Origin of the sequence: Collinsella aerofaciens (assembly GCF_040926185.1) — a bacterium.
Taxonomy (GTDB): Bacteria; Actinomycetota; Coriobacteriia; order Coriobacteriales; family Coriobacteriaceae; genus Collinsella; species Collinsella aerofaciens_BC.
Genome location: NZ_JBCOIQ010000011.1, coordinates 13,013 through 29,248 on the forward strand (window position 1 = coordinate 13,013; position 16,236 = coordinate 29,248).

Sequence of the window (16,236 nt, forward strand, 5' to 3'; positions counted from 1 at the left end):
AAGAGGAAACGAATAGCCAACGCTACCCAGTGTACCCTCTAAGCAACGTCACCGCCCCAACCGGCCCCCACAAAAACGTGCCGCCCCATAAGGGGCGGCACACAAACTTCTTATCAGCTTTTCTGTAACGAGCACGCGACGACCCAACGCCGGGGCGCAGGGCGGGAGGCCGGATTACCTTCCCTCAACGCGACCCTGCGGAGCCGTGAGCGGGGAGGGAAGGCGATCAGGCCTCCCGCCCTGCGCTCCGCAGCAGCCAGCACCAAGCGCTAGTAGTTCACCACCTGCTCCTCAAAGTACGCCTTCGGGTGGTTACACACCGGGCACACCTCAGGCGCCTCGGCACCAACGTGCAGGTGCCCGCAGTTCAGGCACTTCCACACCTTCACGCCCTCGCGCTCAAACACCTCGCCCGACTCGATGCGCTCGACGAGTTTGTTGTAGCGCTCCTCGTGGGCCTTCTCGACGGCGGCGACACCACGGAACTTTGCGGCAATCTCGGCAAAGCCCTCCTCCTCGGCGGTCTTGGCAAACTCATCGTACATCGTGGTCCACTCGTAGTTCTCTCCTGCGGCGGCATCGCGCAGATTGTCCAGGGTATCGGGGACGACGCCGTCGTGCAGATACTTAAACCACAGCTTGGCGTGCTCGGACTCGTTGCCTGCGGTCTCGGCAAAGATATTCGAAATCTGAACGTAGCCGTCTTTCTTGGCCTTAGATGCGTAGTAGCGATACTTGGTGTGTGCCTGGGACTCACCGGCAAAAGCGGTCTCGAGGTTCTTCTTGGTTTGGGAATTCTCAAAATCCATAGGTGTACTTCCCTTCAACACGTGCCGCCCATAGGCTTTGAGCGACCTTGTCTTTAGGATGCCCTCAAGCCGCGAATTTAAACCTTACAATCCCGTTCTTCAGATTTGAACGGGCTACACACTCAACCAACGATCGTCCTCGGCTCGGCAAAAGCCCTCGCGCTCCAGGTCAGCTAGAATGCTTGCGACCAGCTCGCGCTCGACCGGCTCTCGGCCGGCTGCCGTCTCCATCTCGTTAACGCCTGCAACGGCTTCATCGAGCGTAATACCTGCCGGTTGTCCATCGCGCGCCGCCAGCAGCATGCGCACAATGTGGGCGCGCTTTTGGCGACGCGAGCCCTCAAACTTGGACTGACGACTATAGCCCGCCGACCGCCTGGACGGATTGGGCAGCGTCTTTTTAAGATACGCGCCGTAATCCAGCAACGCGTAATACCATGCGCGCGGCGTGTCGGCATCGTCTTGAGGCACGGCAAAGGGCGCAATCTCATCCGCCGCCGCACCAGGGGCCGCCGGACAGGCGGCTTGAATCAGCGGCACCAGCTCGCGATCGGGAACGGCCGGCACATCGGGAAAGAAATGATGCAAAAAGACCGTGCGCACATTGGTCTCTAGATACACGCCTGGAAGATCAAACGCAAACGAACGGATGCCCTGCGCCGTTGCCGGGCCAATGCCGGGCAGAGCGACCAAGTCACGCGTCTCACGCGGAAACTCCCCGCCCCAGTCCTCTACAACGCGCTGAGCGGCCCCGTGAAGCGCCAGAGCGCGTCGGTTGTAGCCCATCCCCTGCCAAGCGTCCAAAACATCCGAAGGCGCGGCCTGGGCAAGCGCCTGCACGGTCGGAAAACGATTGAGCCACACCGGCATGCGCGCCTCCACACGCGGCACCTGTGTTTGCTGCAACATGACCTCAGAAAGCCAAATGATGTACGGGTCGCGCGTTCGGCGCCACGGAAGGTCGCGATAACGCAAGACCCCTTCCGAACGAATCATCGAACGAAAGGGGTCCTGAATCATGGCTATGCTCCTTATGCGGCGCTATTCCTCCCGGTAAGCGCACGCGCAGGTGGCGTACTCGGGAAACGCTTCGCGGTCGGCGAACTTGGGATCGACGGCTGGGAACTGGCGGCGAGCGACGATGTCGCCGAGCGAAACGGAATCGAGGTAGTCGCGCATCAACGCCTGGGCTCCGGCCCACAGGGGATGATAGCAGCACGCGCCCATGCGAGCACAGTCACCATCGGGCGCGGTGCAATCGTTCATAACCATAGGACCCTGAACGGCCTCGACGACCTGGCGGATAGTGACGTCGTCCGGACTGACCTTGAGACGCATGCCACCGTGGACGCCGCGCAGGCTCTCCACAATACCGGCCTGGACCAAACCGTGCTGAATCGAGCGGGCAAACGAATACGGGACATTGACCTCTTCGGCAGCGGTGCGAACAGAAAGCAAACGCTCCGGATCCTCAGCAAGCATCGACAGCATACGAAGGGCGTAATCAGTCTTCCTCGATATGTCCATTTTTCCCCTTTCAAGGAATACGAACAGCTCGAACGAGCTCCGGGGCCGAGCTTGTGTCGAGACGCTAAATGACCGCCAGGACATCCAAATGGTAAATCGGATATCCACTGAGTGCCGCGCTTGGAGCGAAATGCATCAGGTGCGGCGCACAGTGCAATTTAGTATAACCTAACCCCCTGTCTCGTAGAACAGGTGTTGCGCAACAAAGCTGTTGTTCAGACAGATATACTTATTAGATTTTACTTGCGTTCCCGAAGGCGCGGGGATTCTGGGCGAAGATGCACCGGGGCGATCGTTCTATCGAAACAAAGTGCATCAAACGCAAAAAGCCACGTCCGAAGACGTGGCTTTAATTGCGTTGGCGGGAAGTACGGGGCTCGAACCCGCGACCTCCGACGTGACAGGCCGGCGCTCTAACCAAACTGAGCTAACTCCCCAGGCAGGCGTTCGCGTTTGTTTCCGCTCGCGTGCGCTGCGGGGATTAGTATACACAGAAGTCTGTCCGGCGCGCAACAACTTTTTTGAAAAAATTTTTCAGGGCCATCCGGGAGGGTCTCCGGGGCTGAGGGCGGGGGTTAAGTTTGCTGCTCTACAGTCCTGCGCAAGACGGAAAGCACATTAAGTGCTTTCCTTTGCGTGCGGAACTCGCGACAAACTTAACCCCCGCCCTCAGCCCCGGAGACCCTCCCTGCCGTCACATTATTTAACCAGTTTTGCGGGCGTGCGCCGCTGCGCGGCTAGCCCGCGTGCTCCTCGGCGGGGTTGGTCTGATGGATCTTGTTGAACTTCTTACTTTGGCTCAAAGAAAAACGGGAGATGCGTTGTGCATCCCCCGTTTTTGTTGCGGTTAGTCTAGGTCAATAAACTTAGTGCTTAGGATCTTGCCGTCTTTTACTAGCATTCTGGCCATGGTGGGGCCTCGGGTGCCTCTGGGGTAGCTGGCGCTGCCCGGGTTGAGGACTAAGCAACGGCCCACTTGGGCTTCTTTGGTTACGTGGGTGTGGCCGTTGATGGCTACGTCTACGGATCCCACCGGAAGGTCTTCGCGGTAGTGGGCTACGGCGAATTTGAGGCCTTCGTAGGTAAAGAGCGCAAGACGGTCTACATCGGGGCCGTAGTCGCGGTAGTAATCGTTGTTGCCCAGTACGGCCCGCACGGGGGCGATAGTGCATAGATGCTCGTAGTCCATCTCCGACGTAAGGTCACCGGCATGGATAATCAGATCCGCGCCCTCAAGCTCATCCAAGAGCGCAGGCGATAAATAGCCGTGGGTGTCCGAGATGATGTCGATACGCTTGGCGCTTGCACTGTTCATGGGATCCCTTCCGCAAAAAAACGATTCGGCAGATACATACAAAAAGGCCCCACGGCTCCGCAGACGATAGGTCTACAGGGCTGCGGGGCCAGTGTGCTAGAGACTCAGGGCCTGCTTAAGCGGCACGACGCGGCGGCGCGAAACCGGCACGCGTTCGTCGACGCCCGTAATGCCCAGCTGCATGGCGCCCGAGGGCACCGTCTCCACATCCGTGACGCACGCCAAGTTGACGATATAGCGGCGGTGAACACGGAAGAAGCCAAAGTCGCAGAGCTTGGCCTCAAACTGCGCCAGCGAGGTCGTCGACAAAAAGCGATCATCGACGGTATAGATGCAGGAGTAATCGTCCTTGGCCATGATAAAGCGAATGTCGTCCACGGGAATGAGCACCTTGCGGCCGCCCTTTTCCACCGGGATACGCTCGATGGTCACCTTGCTGTCCGTAACCGGCTTGGCGCGTTGCATGACCTTCTCGATCGCGCGATCCAAGCGAGCTTCCTCGACCGGCTTCATCAGATAATCGACGGCATCCACGTCGAATGCCTCGACCGCATGGTCACTATACGCAGTCACAAACACGATCGCCGGCGGATTTTTGAGCTTATGCAGCGCCTCGGCAAGTTGCAGGCCCGAGGCACCGGGCATCGAGATATCGAGAAACACGACATCTACGCGACTTTCCATAAGCATCTCGATGGCGGAGCGGACGCTCGACGCCTCAGTGATCGTGCCGATCTTGCCCGTTTGCTCGAGCAGGAAGCGAAGCTCCGAGCGAGCCGGCGCCTCATCATCCACAATCATCGCACGCAGCATAGGGATAAAACCTTTCGTCAACTAACTACGCCGGGCATCCGTCGCATGACGTTGAGCCCGTAGCCTTTTATTTTACTCTTGAATGTCAAAGATGCTCTCTGACAAATCAAGATGAAGGAGCACTTTGGTGCCCTTGCCCGGCGCCGATTCGACACGCGTATAGGAGTGCGGCCCATAAAAGCGATGGATGCGCTCCGAAATATTGTGCATGGCCACACCGGCGCCGCCACCCTGGGGAGAGCTGGCGTCGGGACGGGCAGAACGCTCGTCAAACAGTCTGGCGGCGGTACCCTCATCCATGCCCACGCCATTATCGGCCACGGCAATCAAGATTGCATCCTCGCCGTCTTGGTGAACGGTCACGTCGATCCTCAGGGCGTCGTCATCGCCCATACCATGACGCACGGCGTTCTCGACAATCGGCTGGATCACGAACGCCGGCACCAGCGTATCTTCCACGTCCTCGGACACATCGAACGTCGCAAGCACGCGATCCTCGCCAAAGCGGGCCTTCTCAAAGGTAAGGTAGCGCTTGGTCTGTGCGACCTCGCGCGAGACCGGAATAAGCGATCCCGAGTTGTCGAGCGTGGCACGATAGAACGATGAGAACTCACGAAGCAGTTCGCGGGCCCGCAGCGGGTCGGTGCGCGTAAACGATGCAATGGTGTTCAGCGTGTTGAACAGGAAGTGCGGGTTAATCTGCGCCTGCAGCGCACGCACCTCGGCGCGCGCCGTGAGTTCCTTTTGCACCTCGAGCTCGTGGATGGCGAGCTGCGTGGACAAGATCTCGGCAAAGCCCGAGGCAAGCGCATACTGGGTACGGTCGACGGCGCGCGGGGTCTTGTAGTAGAACTTGAGCGTGCCGACGGTACGATCGCCCACCTTGATGGGGGCGATAATGCCGGCGGGGACTTGGTTGTGCGAGCCGTCCGAGCCCACGACATCCACCATACGGTTGAACGACTGCACGATGCCATGTTCGATAACGTAGCGTGTGGCAAGCGTGTGGATGGGAGTATCGGGCAGCAGTTTTTCCTCAAACTCGCCCGCGCAGGCAAGCACGTTGTCCTCGTCGGTGATGGCCACCGTCATGGCGCGCGTCTCGGGCAAAATGCGCCGGCACACCAAACGCGCCGACTCCTGCGTCAGACCGCCCTTAATGTCCTCGAGCATGGCCGAGGCCACCGAGAGCGTCTCCTCGGTGTACTGGGAGCGCACCGAATCGGGATTGAGCGTCAAAAAGATAAAGATGCACAGAAAGATGCACAGCAGCGCGCAGGCAATCACCGTGGCGATCGGCTCGATACCGGTCACCAAGGCAAAAATAAAGTACACCAGCACACAAATGGCGCAGGCAACGGCAATGATGCGAAAGATTGATATTGAACTATCGCGCTGGGCGCGGCGGTCGATCATTCGGCCCCCTCCAGGATACTGATCAGTTGTGCGTCACGCCAAAGCCCGTCCATGATCTTGGGCCAAAAGCTCTGGAAACGCAGGTAGCTTGCAGCGTTTTGGCGCGCATAGGCCTTTGCCTCGTCGATACCATGGCGCCAGATGCGCAGGTAGCCCTCATGCTCGCGGGTAAACACGCTGCGGACCATAGCGGTCTTGCGCACGCGGTCGTCGAGCTCGCGCGAAATCCACGGGCCCGGGTAGGGCATGAGCGATGCCGCCGTAACGGGAATGAGCTCCTTTTGATGCGCGGCGAATGTCAACTTGGCCCGTTCGTAGTACCAACGGTATACATCCTGCATAAAGCGCGGTGAGCGCTTTTCGGACTCCGGAGGCAGATGGCGCACGGTCCACTCGTTATCGAACCACACGTCGTAGCCAAACATGCGCATGTTAAAGAGGTAATCCAAGTCCTCGCCGCGGGTGATAAACGGGTCAAAGGCCACACGCGTAAAGGCGCGGGCGTGCAGGGCCATCAGGCCGCCGCACACGTAGTTGGAGCGCGAGATGCGGGTGCCCGAAAGCGCCTTTTTCATCCAACGGTTGAACTCGATGCGCTTGGTCCACCAACGATGGCAGATGCCCGCCTTGTCCGTGGGAGCCAGCGGCGAGCCGTCGCGATCGTAGAAATAGCCGCTCTTGACCAAGATCGGCAAGCCCTGACGCGTCTGCTGCCCCAACGCATAGGTCGCGCGCTTCATAAAGTCGGCGTCGATGACAGTCTCATCGTCATCCAAGAAGATAACCGCGTCATGCCCCAGCACAGCGGCGCAGGCTAGCCCCATATTGCGGATGGCACCGTAGCCTCGCAGGCTCACGCACTCGCCCGAACCCTTGGGCGCGATCTGAGCAACCCGGTCTGCGATGCGCGAGGCCTGGGTGTTGGTGACAACGGTGACCTTGAGCGTGGGATGCGCGTCGACAATCTCGTGCACGCGCAGCGACACATCGGCTGTGGCAGAAACGGGACAGACCACCAAAAGGATGATGCGCGGGATGTCACGTACCTGCTCAAGCGAGGCCAGGCAGCGGTCGAGTTCGGGATTGTCGGCGTTGAGTCGCGTCGAATGGTCATAGGTGCCAGGGGCGTTTGCGCAAGCGTCATCGCCCGCCCAATACGTTGGAATCACGACTGTGGCGTTCATGCCTTACCCTCCCTGCAACACAAAAACGGGACGCCGCCAAACACAGGCGACGCCCCGCGACCTAGCTGATTCCATCATACCCACTTGGGCAAATCATTGCTCGCAAGTCGCAATGTTTATTGCGGATAACCCCAAAAGAGTACCGTGGACAGGCACAATAGCCGCTCGCTCCTATGCGGCATGCTCTGCTGCCCGAGTCATGCGGGACAGGCGAACCAGCAGCATAAAGCCAACGATCAGCAGCACGCCAATAGAAAGGACGCCCAGCGACGGGTTGCCGGTCAGCGAGGTAACGACCGACACTAGGAAGGTACCCATGACGCTTGCATAACGACCAAAGATGTCAAAGAAGCCGTAGTACTCGTTGGACTTTTCCTTGGGGATAATGCGACCAAAGTAGCTACGGCTGAGCGCCTGCACGCCGCCCTGGAACAGGCCGACCATAATGGCAAGCACCCAGAACTCAAAGGCGGTCTTTAGGAAGAACGCGGCGAACAGCACAATGCCCATGTAGGCGGCGACCGCCACCAGGATCATGTTGAGCGTGCCCACGCGTCCGGCGAGCTTGCCGTAGATGATGGCGGACGGAAAGGCCACGAACTGCGTAACGAGCAGCGCCAGTACCAGCTGGGTCGAATCGATGCCCAAAGCCGAGCCGTAGCTGGTAGCCATGGAAATGACCGTGTGGACGCCATCGATATAGAAGAAGAACGCAATCATGTAGACCAGCACGGTCTTGTTGTGGGCGATCTCGCGCATGGTGTGTCCGACCTCGGAGAACACACCGCCAACGATGTGGCCGATGGTGTCCTCGGGACCGCGCTCGCGACCATACTTTTGCTTATAGGTGTGAATGAGCGGCAGGGTAAAGATGAGCCACCAGGCACCAGTGATGATAAAAGACAGACGCGTTGCCAGCATGGTGGGGACGCCAAGAGCGGGGCCACCCATGATGAGCGCCAGGCAGATGACGAACGGCACGGTGGAACCGATGTAGCCCCAGGCATAACCCGAGCTGGACACGGCGTCCATGCGCTCGTCGGTGGTAACGTCGGGCAGCATGGCGTCGTAGAACGTCATAGAAGAGTTAAGGCCGATGGTGCACAGCACGTACACGGTCAAAAATGCCATGGCGGACATTGGGATAGCCTGCGCCAGGCAAAGAACCAGGCCCGTGAGGAAAAAGCCCAAGAAGAACTTGATTTTGTTGCCAGCGTAGTCGGCAAGTGCGCCCAGAATGGGCATGAGCATGGCGATGACCAGCGAGGCGATCGTCTGTGCATTGCCCCAGGCGACCACCAGGTCGGCCGAGGAAGCGCCGGTATTGATGGCGTTAAAGTAAATGGGCACCACCGAGGTATTGAGCAGCACGAGGGCCGAATTGCCCACATCATACATAACCCAGTTACGCTCGAGCTTGGTGTATTTCATGGACAGGGACCCTTCGTATTCGCCCGATATGCAGTTAGTTCATCGTACCCCAATTGTCCAGAACCGCCGGTAAGGATTCGGCAAAGGGGCACGCACGGGCCCTATTCCTCGCGGTCGAACTCCTCATCGGCATTGAGCACGCGACCGCTGTAGTTGACGTGACTGGTCACGGCATCCATGTCACCGGTCTCGATAAAACGTGCGACCGTGCACTCGTAATCGCCCAGCGCGCGATCAAAGACCTCGGGGAAACTCTCGTTCGAGACCTCGTCGGTAAAGGGATTCTTCCATGTCAGATGGCCCAGGTTACCGGTGCGCTCGGGCAACTCCGTCGTCACGCGATGAGCAAGGCCGTCGAGCAGCGAGTAATCGTGCACCAAGCCCTCAACCAGCGAGATCGCGCGCGTCTTTGCGGAGCCGGCCGGCTCAATCGCGCGGTAAAGTCGCTGCATATTGGCAACGGCAGCACCGTACTCCCCCGCCGGAATGTCAATGCCGTACACGCGTCCGGCAACATAGCTCATCAGCACGCCGGCCACGCGATTGATGCGATCAGTGGTGACGATCTCGCCCGCCGGCGGGTAATCGTCAACCGTAGCGCCATCGCGTTTAAGCTGCAGCATCAGCACATCCAGGTCGCTCTCGATCACGGCATGGACCTGACTGCTCGAATCCTCAAGCTCTGAGTCGGATTCCACGATGCCAAACTGCTGCTCATAGACAAAGGGGTGGGCGTTGCGGTCGAGCACGTAATGAGACAGTAGGCCCAGCGCAAAGGCACGACCCAAGCTGGCGTCGCGCGGCAGCAGATGCGACACGCCGTCGCGCAGGCACGCGAACTGGCGAGACATGCGCGACCGATGCATGACCTGTGCTAGCAGCGTGCAGTCGGAAACACGCGGTGTCAGAATGTGAAAGAAAAACGGGTCGGGGCCTTGGTTGCCCAAGATAAAGGCAATGCGCTCTTCATCGGACGTGATGACGCCCTGCGGAAGACGGTCGATGCTTTCCTCGCCAAACAGATGATGGGTGATAAGCGCGGGCATAATGATCCTTTCGATTTCATTCGATGCCACCCATTATGCCCACCGCGCGCCCATGCCAAACCTGCGATGGTAAACGACGGCACGCAAGCCTCTTACGCAAGCCCCAGGTGCGACTTGACCTCGGCGGCACGACGACGGGACACCGGTACCGTCGAGCTCACGCGGTCGAGCCTGAGCTCCATCAACCCCGTGGAGCCAATCTCAACATTGTGCACGTCTTCCAAATTGACCAGATAGCTGCGATGAACGCGAATAAAGCCCTCGGAGCCCAAGCGACGCTCGAGCGAAGAGATCGACTCATTGATCAGGTATGTTCCCTCGGCGCAGACGGCGTTGCAAAAATCGGCGCGCGCCTCAAAGTAGCAGACATCTGCCACGGGAATGAACACCTTTTTGCCCCCACGATCTACCGTCAGGCGCAAAGGCTGGCGCGGAGCATGGACGACGCGGCGAGCGCCCAGGGCGGTCTCGATCTTGTCGAGCGCCTTTGACAAGCGGGCATCCTCGACCGGTTTGACGACATAATCGACAGCATCGAGGTTATAGGCATCAGCCGCATACTCGGCAAATGCCGTCACAAACACCACGACCGGCGGTGTCTTTAGGTTCTGCAGCGTCTCGGCAAGCTCAATTCCCGAGCGACCGGGCATGGTAATGTCTAAAAACAGCACGTCGGGCTTGTTCGACAGAATCGACTCCACGGCTTCGGTGACATTGCCCGCCTCGGCAATCTGGCCCACACGCGCATCCTTTTCCAACAGATAGCGTAGCTCAGCCCTAATTTGAGGTTCGTCATCAACCACCAAGATGTTCCAGCCTTCGGACATATGCGCTTCCCCTCTTTTTTCTCTCAATCCAACCGCGCGCTACACCGTTAGCGGTGCCGGCTCATGCGGCTCGCCGTTCAACTCAACGATGACCTGCGTTCCCACGCCCTCCTGGGACTTCACGCGCATGCCAGAATCTTCTCCGTAAAAGAAATGGATGCGCTGAAGCACGTTGAAGAGCGCCAGGCCGCAGCCTCGCTTGACGGAGCCGTCGGCGGTAATGCTTTCGGGCTCCTCTCGGCGATGCTGCTCAAACAGATGCGCGCAGACCTCTTCGCTCATACCGATGCCGTCGTCCTCGACGATGATCTCCAAACCGTCATCGGTCTCGAAAGCCCTAACATGAATAGAAAGCGGCTCGGTCTCGCGCTGCGCGTGCTTGATGCAGTTTTCGAGCAACGGCTGCAAGATAAACGGCGGCACCATGCAATCGCGCACCTCAAAGTCGATATCGACCGAGACGCGCAGACGGCCGTCGCCATAACGAGCCTGCATAAGATTGATATAGCGAGTGCCCTGTTCCACCTCGTGCTCGAGCGTTGTGAGGGTATCGGAATCAGAAAGCGTCTGACGATAGTAGTTGGAGAAGTCGATCAGCAGCGATCGCGCCTTGTCGGGCTCGGTTCGAACGAGCGACACGATCGTGCTAATGGTATTGAATAGAAAATGAGGATCGACCTGCGATTGCAAGGCGCGCAGCTCCACGCGGGCCGTAAGCTCGTCCTGGCGCTCGAGCTCAAAGCTCGCAAGCTGCGTGGAAATGAGGTCGGCAAAGCCCGAGGCAAGCGCCGTCTGGCGCATATCGATGCTGCTCAGACGGGGATAATACAGCTCGAGCGTGCCCACGCAATGCCCGCGCACGGTAAGCGGTGCGACAATACCGGCGCGCAGGCGCGGAAAGTAGCCACCCGTCTCGGTCGAGGCATCGCGCGAGAACACGCTTTGCTCACCGCTGTTGATCACGTTGAGCGTAGTCCGCAGCACCACCGGGGTGCCCGCGGGGCATTTTGCCGAGTCCTCGCCCCAGCTTGCCAACACCTGCTTGCCGTCGGTAAAGCAGATGGCAGAGGCGATAGTTTCGGACAGGATGATCTTAGAGGCGCCCAGGGCAGCTTCGGGCGTAAGGCCGCGCGACGTGTAGGCGAATATTTTTGAAGCGATGGCGAGCGTGCGGTCGGTTGCGCTCGATGTGAGGTCGTCGGGAACGACAAAGACGTACGAGAAGAAGAAGCACAGCATGACCAAGCCGGCAATGACGACAACGGCCGGAACGGGATTGGGATTATCGGTTAGATCCCAGATGAGCAGCAGGATAAGCAGCGGAACGACGATACCGAGCAAGATGGCTTGAACCACATGCTGAGCGGTACGAAAGACCTTGGTAGAGTTGTAGCTCTTGCCCAGAATCAGCCTATTGAGATCCACCGTCATCTCCTTCTTACCGACGCACCCCATAGCAATAAAGAGGGCCGCAAGCGACCCTCTCCATTGCATTATGCAATCAAATACTGTGTTTTACATCAAGCCATCGATGAACGGTAGCTTAGGCGCTGTACTTGTTTGCCTCGCCGAAGGTGCCGCCCTCGACAATCCAGCCGTCCTTCATGATGACGTCCATGTTGTCGGTGTTGAGCACGTGGATGTCGGCGGCGACGTCACCGTTGACGACCAGCAGGTCGGCGCACTTGCCGGCCTCGATGGAACCGGTCTCGTCCTCGATGTGGCACATCTTGGCACCGTTGAGGGTGGCGCAGGTGATGGTCTCGACCGGAGTGAAGCCGATCTTGTCGACGAACTCGTACATCTCCTCGATGGAGCAGGTGCCGTACGGGGTGACGAAGGAGAAGGAATCGGAGCCGATCGTCATGACGACGCCGCGCTTCTTGGCCTCGCGCAGGCAGTCGTAGTTGCGCTGCAGCTCCTTCTCGACCAGGGTGCCCTCGTACTTGTCGTGCAGCTCGGGGACGTAGACGGGCGGATAGGTGGCGTACCAGGTGGGCAGGAAGGCGATCGTCGGGGTGAAGAAGGTGCCCTGCTCGGCCATGAGGTCCATGGTGCGCTCATCGATATCGAAGCCGTGAATCAGCTGCTCGCAGCCAAAGCGAACGGAATCGTAGGCAGCGGCGTGGTTGTTGTAGCAGTGGCTCCACACGGGGATGCCGACCATCTTGGCCTCTTCGACCACGGCCTGAATCTCCTCGGAGCAGTAGTGCTGGTCGCGGCCGGAGTCCCAGCGCCAGATGCCGCCACCGGTAGCCCAGATCTTGATGGCATCGGGGTTCTCGCGCAGGCGACGACGGACGGCCTTGCGCAGATCCCAAGGACCGTCGACCTGATCGCCCCAGGGGTGCGATTCCTTGTTGAGCCCCTGGCTGCAGTGGTGGGAGTCGCCGTGGCCGGCAACGCGGCAGAAGCCAAGGCCGGTGGCCAGAACGCGCGGGCCCTTGAAGACGCCCTTGTCGATGCAGTCACGGATCTGGATACCAAAGCGGCCGATCTCGCAGACGGTGGTGAGGCCGTGGGTGAGGCAGTCGTAGGCCTGCTTGACGGCGACGGCCTGCTTCTCGAGGAGCGGCTGCATGACCCAGTCGGTGTCATCGTCGGTCAAGTTGCCCGAGAAGTGCAGGTGGGTGTCGATCAGGCCGGGAAGGACGGTCTTGCCGGCGGCGTCGATGACCTCAACGCCCTCGGGAAGGTCCTGCATGGCGCCGGCGTACTCGATCTTGCCGTTGTCGTCGACGAGAACGAGGGAGTTCTCGACCGGCTCGGCACCGGTACCGTCGATGAGCTTGCCGCCAACGATTGCATACTTAGTGGACATGGTTCCTCCTTATGGATCCATATAGTGGGCGAGGCCGCGTTGGGTTAAGGCCTCACAAAGCTACCCAAGTGGTGCCGGGTTCGGTGCGCGGAAGAGAGGGTCCCGCGCACCTGATCCGCCCCGGCTCGGCGTTACTTTTTGCGGGAATTGGTGAAGGCCATGAGAGCCAGGCCGACGGCCAGCCAGCCGATCACGATGCTCCACTCCACCATGTTGAGGGAGGCGGGAGAGAACGGAATCACAAGCAGGCCGATGATGATGGCGCAGGCAGCGATAGCGAGGGAGATGCCAAACTTGCCACCGGGCACCTCGTAGGGACGAGGCAGGTCGGGCTCGGTGAAGCGCATGCGCAGGCAGGCGAGGGCGACCATGCCGCAGGAGAAGATGAAGGCGAGAGCCGACACGTTGGTCAGAGGGATAAGCATGTTCTTGCCCAGGAACGGACCGACGACGGTGATGACGCCCAGAACAACGCAGGCGAGCTTGGGAGCGCCGGACTTGGGGTCGACCTCGGCGAACTTCTCGGGCAGCTGGCCCTTGCGGCCCATGGCGAGCATGATGCGGCTCGTTGCGCCGTAGAAGGAGTTCATCGGGCCCATGGGTCCAAGCGTGGCGATGACGAGCATGGCCAGGTACAGGAGCATGTTGATGCCCTTGAGACAGGCAAGCGCGGGAACCGGGCTCTTAACAAACTCATGCCAGTCGAGAATGGTACCGAACGAGTAGATGCAGACCATGTAGAAACCGCCGGCGGCCAGCAGGGCCAGGGAGATGATCTTGCCGAACTTGTTCCAGTTGAGGCCCTCGGCTGCTTCCTCAGCCTGCTGAGGAATGGTGTCGAAGCCGGCGTAGAAGAACGGGGTCAGAACCAGGACCGACACGATGCCGGCAAACAGGCTGGTGCTCTCGGTAGCGGCCTTGCCGCCGCCAGCGCCGGTGACCTGGGAGAACACGGGCATGGCGTTGTCCGGCGAGCCGGTGAACAGCGAGACGCCCATGGCGAGCAGCATGCCGCAGAGCAGGGCCTTGGTCAGGAAGGCCTGGAGCTTGGCGGCCGAGCTGGCGCCGCGGAAGTTGAGGAAGATGACGTAGACTGCAAAGCCGAGCGCGATCAGCGTCGGGAACAGGTAGACGTCGGCCCCCAGGATGGTGTAGAGCTTGACGGCGCGCAGCCACTCAAGACCGGGTAGGCTGCCGAACATCTCGGACACGAGGGTCGAAATGGCGATGGCCTCCCACGGGCACAGGATGCCGTTGCCCAGGGCCAAAAGCCATCCGGTGATGTAGCTCAGTGTACGGCCAAAGCTACGATCGACATACTCGACGATGCCGCCCGAGATGGGGATAGCAGCCGTGAGCTCACCGAAAACAGCTCCGACGGGCACGAGGAAGATTGCACCCAAGAGGAATGCGATCATAGCGGGAACGGGACCGCCGCCCACGACCATCCAGTCGCCGACCTGCAGAACCCAACCGGTACCGATAATGGCACCAAAGCCGATGGTGAAGAAGTTCCAGAGCGAGAGCGTTTTCTTCATGCCGCCGTTATCCTCGACTGCAACTTCTGCGTTCTTGTCCGCCATTGTTCCCCTCCTTTCCTTTTTGACGCCCTTGGCGTCACCCCTTGCGCGGTCCGTTTTGCCGCGCGCTTTTATTCCATGGCTTTAAGATACGGCCTTGGCGCAGCAGCGCCGCTCGCAGCTCGACCGAAGGCAGAACTGCAAAACGAGCGGCACCGTTTTTGGGACGAACGGCGGGAGACGTCATTCGTCTTGGACGCTTTCATCTTGTCTGCTTTTGAAGACCTGTTGCCGTGACGCTTGGCGCGCGGCGCGGCAACGTTCATACCATTTGTCAGGCTTTTGGCGCACATACCCATGTGTCGTGCATCTTTTTATGTAGGATAGACAAGTTACACATGAGGCAAGGTGATTCGAATGGCATACGGATACAATGACGGCGACCAACGGCCACAAAGCGTGCGCCTTGCCGGCCGCACCACGCCAACGCCCAGAAGCACCTCCGACAACGACAACCCGCAGCGCCCCCAAGAGCAGCCCGGGGCTTCTTCGCGGCAGCAAAGCCGTACCGTGCAGCAGTCAGACCGCGTGAGTACGAGCACACGCCAACGTCAGACCGACACATCGCAGCTACGCCGCTACGATCGCCGTAAGACCGACTACTACGTCAAGCGTTCCTTTTCGCGACCTCAACGCGATCGCGGCAATTCCTCCCCTCACCCCGCGTCGCACACCACAAGCCACGCGCTTCCGGCCCGCCGCCTACGCCTTGCGCTTTGCTCCATCGCCGCCTGCCTCGTCTTTGTGTTTTTGGGATCCTGTATCTCCCACGGATCAGCCGGTCTTGAGCCCACTGCCGAGGACAAGCTGCTTAAAGCTCCCGTCGCGCCCGGTTACTCCTTTGCGTTCTCGACCCCACGCTCGCAATGGCAGGCCGGCACCATGCCCCACATCTACCAAATTGACCCCGCATGGTCGGAGCTGCCCTATGCCGGTGGCACTATTCGCGAAAACGCTTGCGGTCCTACCTGCCTCACCATGGTCTATATCTTTAAGACCGGCCATACCGATAAGACGCCGGTCGATATATGCGCGCTGGCCGAAGCCGGCAACTACGCCCCCACTGGTGCCACCGAGTGGTCGTTTATGACAGGCGGTGCGTGGCAGCTGGGGCTCAACGGAACACAGCTCTATAACGATCGCGAATCGATTACTCAAGCACTTCGCTCGGGTGCGCCCGTCATCGCCGCAGTGCGCCCCGGTACGTTTACCAACGTAGGCCACTACATCGTGCTCTACGGCATCGACGATGCCGACCAGATTGGCGTCTACGACCCCAACTCGGCCAGCCGCAGCGCCCGTCGCTGGGGCGTCGTAGAGGTCCTCAACGAAGTCGAAGCCATGTGGGCCTACTACTAGTCATTGGGCACTCATTGGGGACAGACTTAAATGAGTACCTGGGAAACTGTGCCCCGCTTTGGACACTCATTGTGGGATGCGCTTTCCGCAGTTGATCGGTGCCACGCA

14 protein-coding genes and 1 tRNA gene are annotated in these 16,236 nt (G+C 59.7%); 1 reads left to right on the top strand and 14 read right to left on the bottom strand.

Annotation, left to right across the window (positions count from 1 at the left end; translation table 11 throughout):
• Nucleotides 1-269 precede the first annotated feature (269 nt).
• From rbr to AB5750_RS06125, 14 genes are all read right to left on the bottom strand, one after another.
• A complete protein-coding gene (gene rbr / locus AB5750_RS06060) occupies nt 270-809 on the bottom strand; it encodes a rubrerythrin (RefSeq protein WP_117746791.1) in 540 nt (179 codons plus the stop codon).
• A gap of 114 nt (nt 810-923) precedes the next feature.
• A complete protein-coding gene (locus AB5750_RS06065) occupies nt 924-1,829 on the bottom strand; it encodes an HhH-GPD family protein (protein WP_368145879.1) in 906 nt (301 codons plus the stop codon).
• Between the two features lie 21 nt (nt 1,830-1,850).
• Complete coding sequence (locus AB5750_RS06070; protein ID WP_368145878.1) at nt 1,851-2,336, bottom strand: RrF2 family transcriptional regulator; 486 nt, start codon at nt 2,334-2,336, stop codon at nt 1,851-1,853.
• Nucleotides 2,337-2,695: 359 nt separating this feature from the next.
• Nucleotides 2,696-2,773 (bottom strand) — tRNA-Asp (locus tag AB5750_RS06075).
• A 410-nt stretch (nt 2,774-3,183) separates the two neighbouring features.
• The gene (locus AB5750_RS06080; RefSeq protein WP_117584170.1) at nt 3,184-3,651 is read right to left on the bottom strand and encodes a YfcE family phosphodiesterase; all 468 of its coding nucleotides are present in this window, start codon (nt 3,649-3,651) and stop codon (nt 3,184-3,186) included.
• Nucleotides 3,652-3,747: 96 nt separating this feature from the next.
• Nucleotides 3,748-4,464 carry a LytR/AlgR family response regulator transcription factor gene (locus tag AB5750_RS06085; protein WP_368145877.1) on the bottom strand — a complete coding sequence of 239 codons (717 nt, stop codon included), beginning with the start codon at nt 4,462-4,464 and terminating at the stop codon, nt 3,748-3,750.
• Between the two features lie 72 nt (nt 4,465-4,536).
• Nucleotides 4,537-5,880 carry a histidine kinase gene (locus AB5750_RS06090; RefSeq protein ID WP_006235157.1) on the bottom strand — a complete coding sequence of 448 codons (1,344 nt, stop codon included), beginning with the start codon at nt 5,878-5,880 and terminating at the stop codon, nt 4,537-4,539.
• Nucleotides 5,877-7,064 carry a glycosyltransferase gene (locus tag AB5750_RS06095; protein WP_055285281.1) on the bottom strand — a complete coding sequence of 396 codons (1,188 nt, stop codon included), beginning with the start codon at nt 7,062-7,064 and terminating at the stop codon, nt 5,877-5,879. The genes AB5750_RS06090 and AB5750_RS06095 overlap by 4 nt, the downstream gene beginning before the upstream one ends.
• 171 nt (nt 7,065-7,235) lie before the next feature.
• Complete coding sequence (locus AB5750_RS06100) at nt 7,236-8,495, bottom strand: MFS transporter (RefSeq protein WP_195363431.1); 1,260 nt, start codon at nt 8,493-8,495, stop codon at nt 7,236-7,238.
• A gap of 101 nt (nt 8,496-8,596) precedes the next feature.
• Nucleotides 8,597-9,541 (bottom strand): zinc dependent phospholipase C family protein, encoded by a 945-nt coding sequence (locus AB5750_RS06105; protein WP_117848797.1) that lies wholly within the window; start codon nt 9,539-9,541, stop codon nt 8,597-8,599.
• A 92-nt stretch (nt 9,542-9,633) separates the two neighbouring features.
• Nucleotides 9,634-10,368: a LytR/AlgR family response regulator transcription factor gene (locus AB5750_RS06110; RefSeq protein ID WP_368145876.1), complete on the bottom strand. Its 735-nt coding sequence runs from the start codon at nt 10,366-10,368 to the stop codon at nt 9,634-9,636.
• A 39-nt stretch (nt 10,369-10,407) separates the two neighbouring features.
• Nucleotides 10,408-11,799 (bottom strand): sensor histidine kinase, encoded by a 1,392-nt coding sequence (locus AB5750_RS06115; protein WP_368145875.1) that lies wholly within the window; start codon nt 11,797-11,799, stop codon nt 10,408-10,410.
• A gap of 112 nt (nt 11,800-11,911) precedes the next feature.
• Nucleotides 11,912-13,189 carry a metal-dependent hydrolase family protein gene (locus AB5750_RS06120; protein ID WP_368145874.1) on the bottom strand — a complete coding sequence of 426 codons (1,278 nt, stop codon included), beginning with the start codon at nt 13,187-13,189 and terminating at the stop codon, nt 11,912-11,914.
• Nucleotides 13,190-13,320: 131 nt separating this feature from the next.
• Nucleotides 13,321-14,772 (bottom strand): APC family permease, encoded by a 1,452-nt coding sequence (locus AB5750_RS06125; protein WP_368145873.1) that lies wholly within the window; start codon nt 14,770-14,772, stop codon nt 13,321-13,323.
• A gap of 354 nt (nt 14,773-15,126) precedes the next feature.
• On the opposite strand from AB5750_RS06125, the gene AB5750_RS06130 reads away from it, so the two are divergent.
• Complete coding sequence (locus AB5750_RS06130) at nt 15,127-16,128, top strand: C39 family peptidase (protein ID WP_368145872.1); 1,002 nt, start codon at nt 15,127-15,129, stop codon at nt 16,126-16,128.
• The last annotated feature ends 108 nt before the right edge of the window (nt 16,129-16,236 follow it).

Excerpts from the sequence above, each read along its gene's own strand:
- AB5750_RS06085 (WP_368145877.1), bottom strand. The coding sequence starts at position 4,464 with ATGCTGCGTGCGATGATTGTGGATGATGAGGCGCCGGCTCGCTCGGAG.
- AB5750_RS06125 (WP_368145873.1), bottom strand. The coding sequence starts at position 14,772 with ATGGCGGACAAGAACGCAGAAGTTGCAGTCGAGGATAACGGCGGCATG.
- AB5750_RS06065 (WP_368145879.1), bottom strand. The coding sequence starts at position 1,829 with ATGATTCAGGACCCCTTTCGTTCGATGATTCGTTCGGAAGGGGTCTTG.
- AB5750_RS06115 (WP_368145875.1), bottom strand. The coding sequence starts at position 11,799 with ATGACGGTGGATCTCAATAGGCTGATTCTGGGCAAGAGCTACAACTCT.
- AB5750_RS06120 (WP_368145874.1), bottom strand. The coding sequence starts at position 13,189 with ATGTCCACTAAGTATGCAATCGTTGGCGGCAAGCTCATCGACGGTACC.
- rbr (WP_117746791.1), bottom strand. The coding sequence starts at position 809 with ATGGATTTTGAGAATTCCCAAACCAAGAAGAACCTCGAGACCGCTTTT.
- AB5750_RS06095 (WP_055285281.1), bottom strand. The coding sequence starts at position 7,064 with ATGAACGCCACAGTCGTGATTCCAACGTATTGGGCGGGCGATGACGCT.
- AB5750_RS06080 (WP_117584170.1), bottom strand. The coding sequence starts at position 3,651 with ATGAACAGTGCAAGCGCCAAGCGTATCGACATCATCTCGGACACCCAC.
- AB5750_RS06090 (WP_006235157.1), bottom strand. The coding sequence starts at position 5,880 with ATGATCGACCGCCGCGCCCAGCGCGATAGTTCAATATCAATCTTTCGC.
- AB5750_RS06100 (WP_195363431.1), bottom strand. The coding sequence starts at position 8,495 with ATGAAATACACCAAGCTCGAGCGTAACTGGGTTATGTATGATGTGGGC.
- AB5750_RS06110 (WP_368145876.1), bottom strand. The coding sequence starts at position 10,368 with ATGTCCGAAGGCTGGAACATCTTGGTGGTTGATGACGAACCTCAAATT.
- AB5750_RS06105 (WP_117848797.1), bottom strand. The coding sequence starts at position 9,541 with ATGCCCGCGCTTATCACCCATCATCTGTTTGGCGAGGAAAGCATCGAC.
- AB5750_RS06070 (WP_368145878.1), bottom strand. The coding sequence starts at position 2,336 with ATGGACATATCGAGGAAGACTGATTACGCCCTTCGTATGCTGTCGATG.
- AB5750_RS06130 (WP_368145872.1), top strand. The coding sequence starts at position 15,127 with ATGGCATACGGATACAATGACGGCGACCAACGGCCACAAAGCGTGCGC.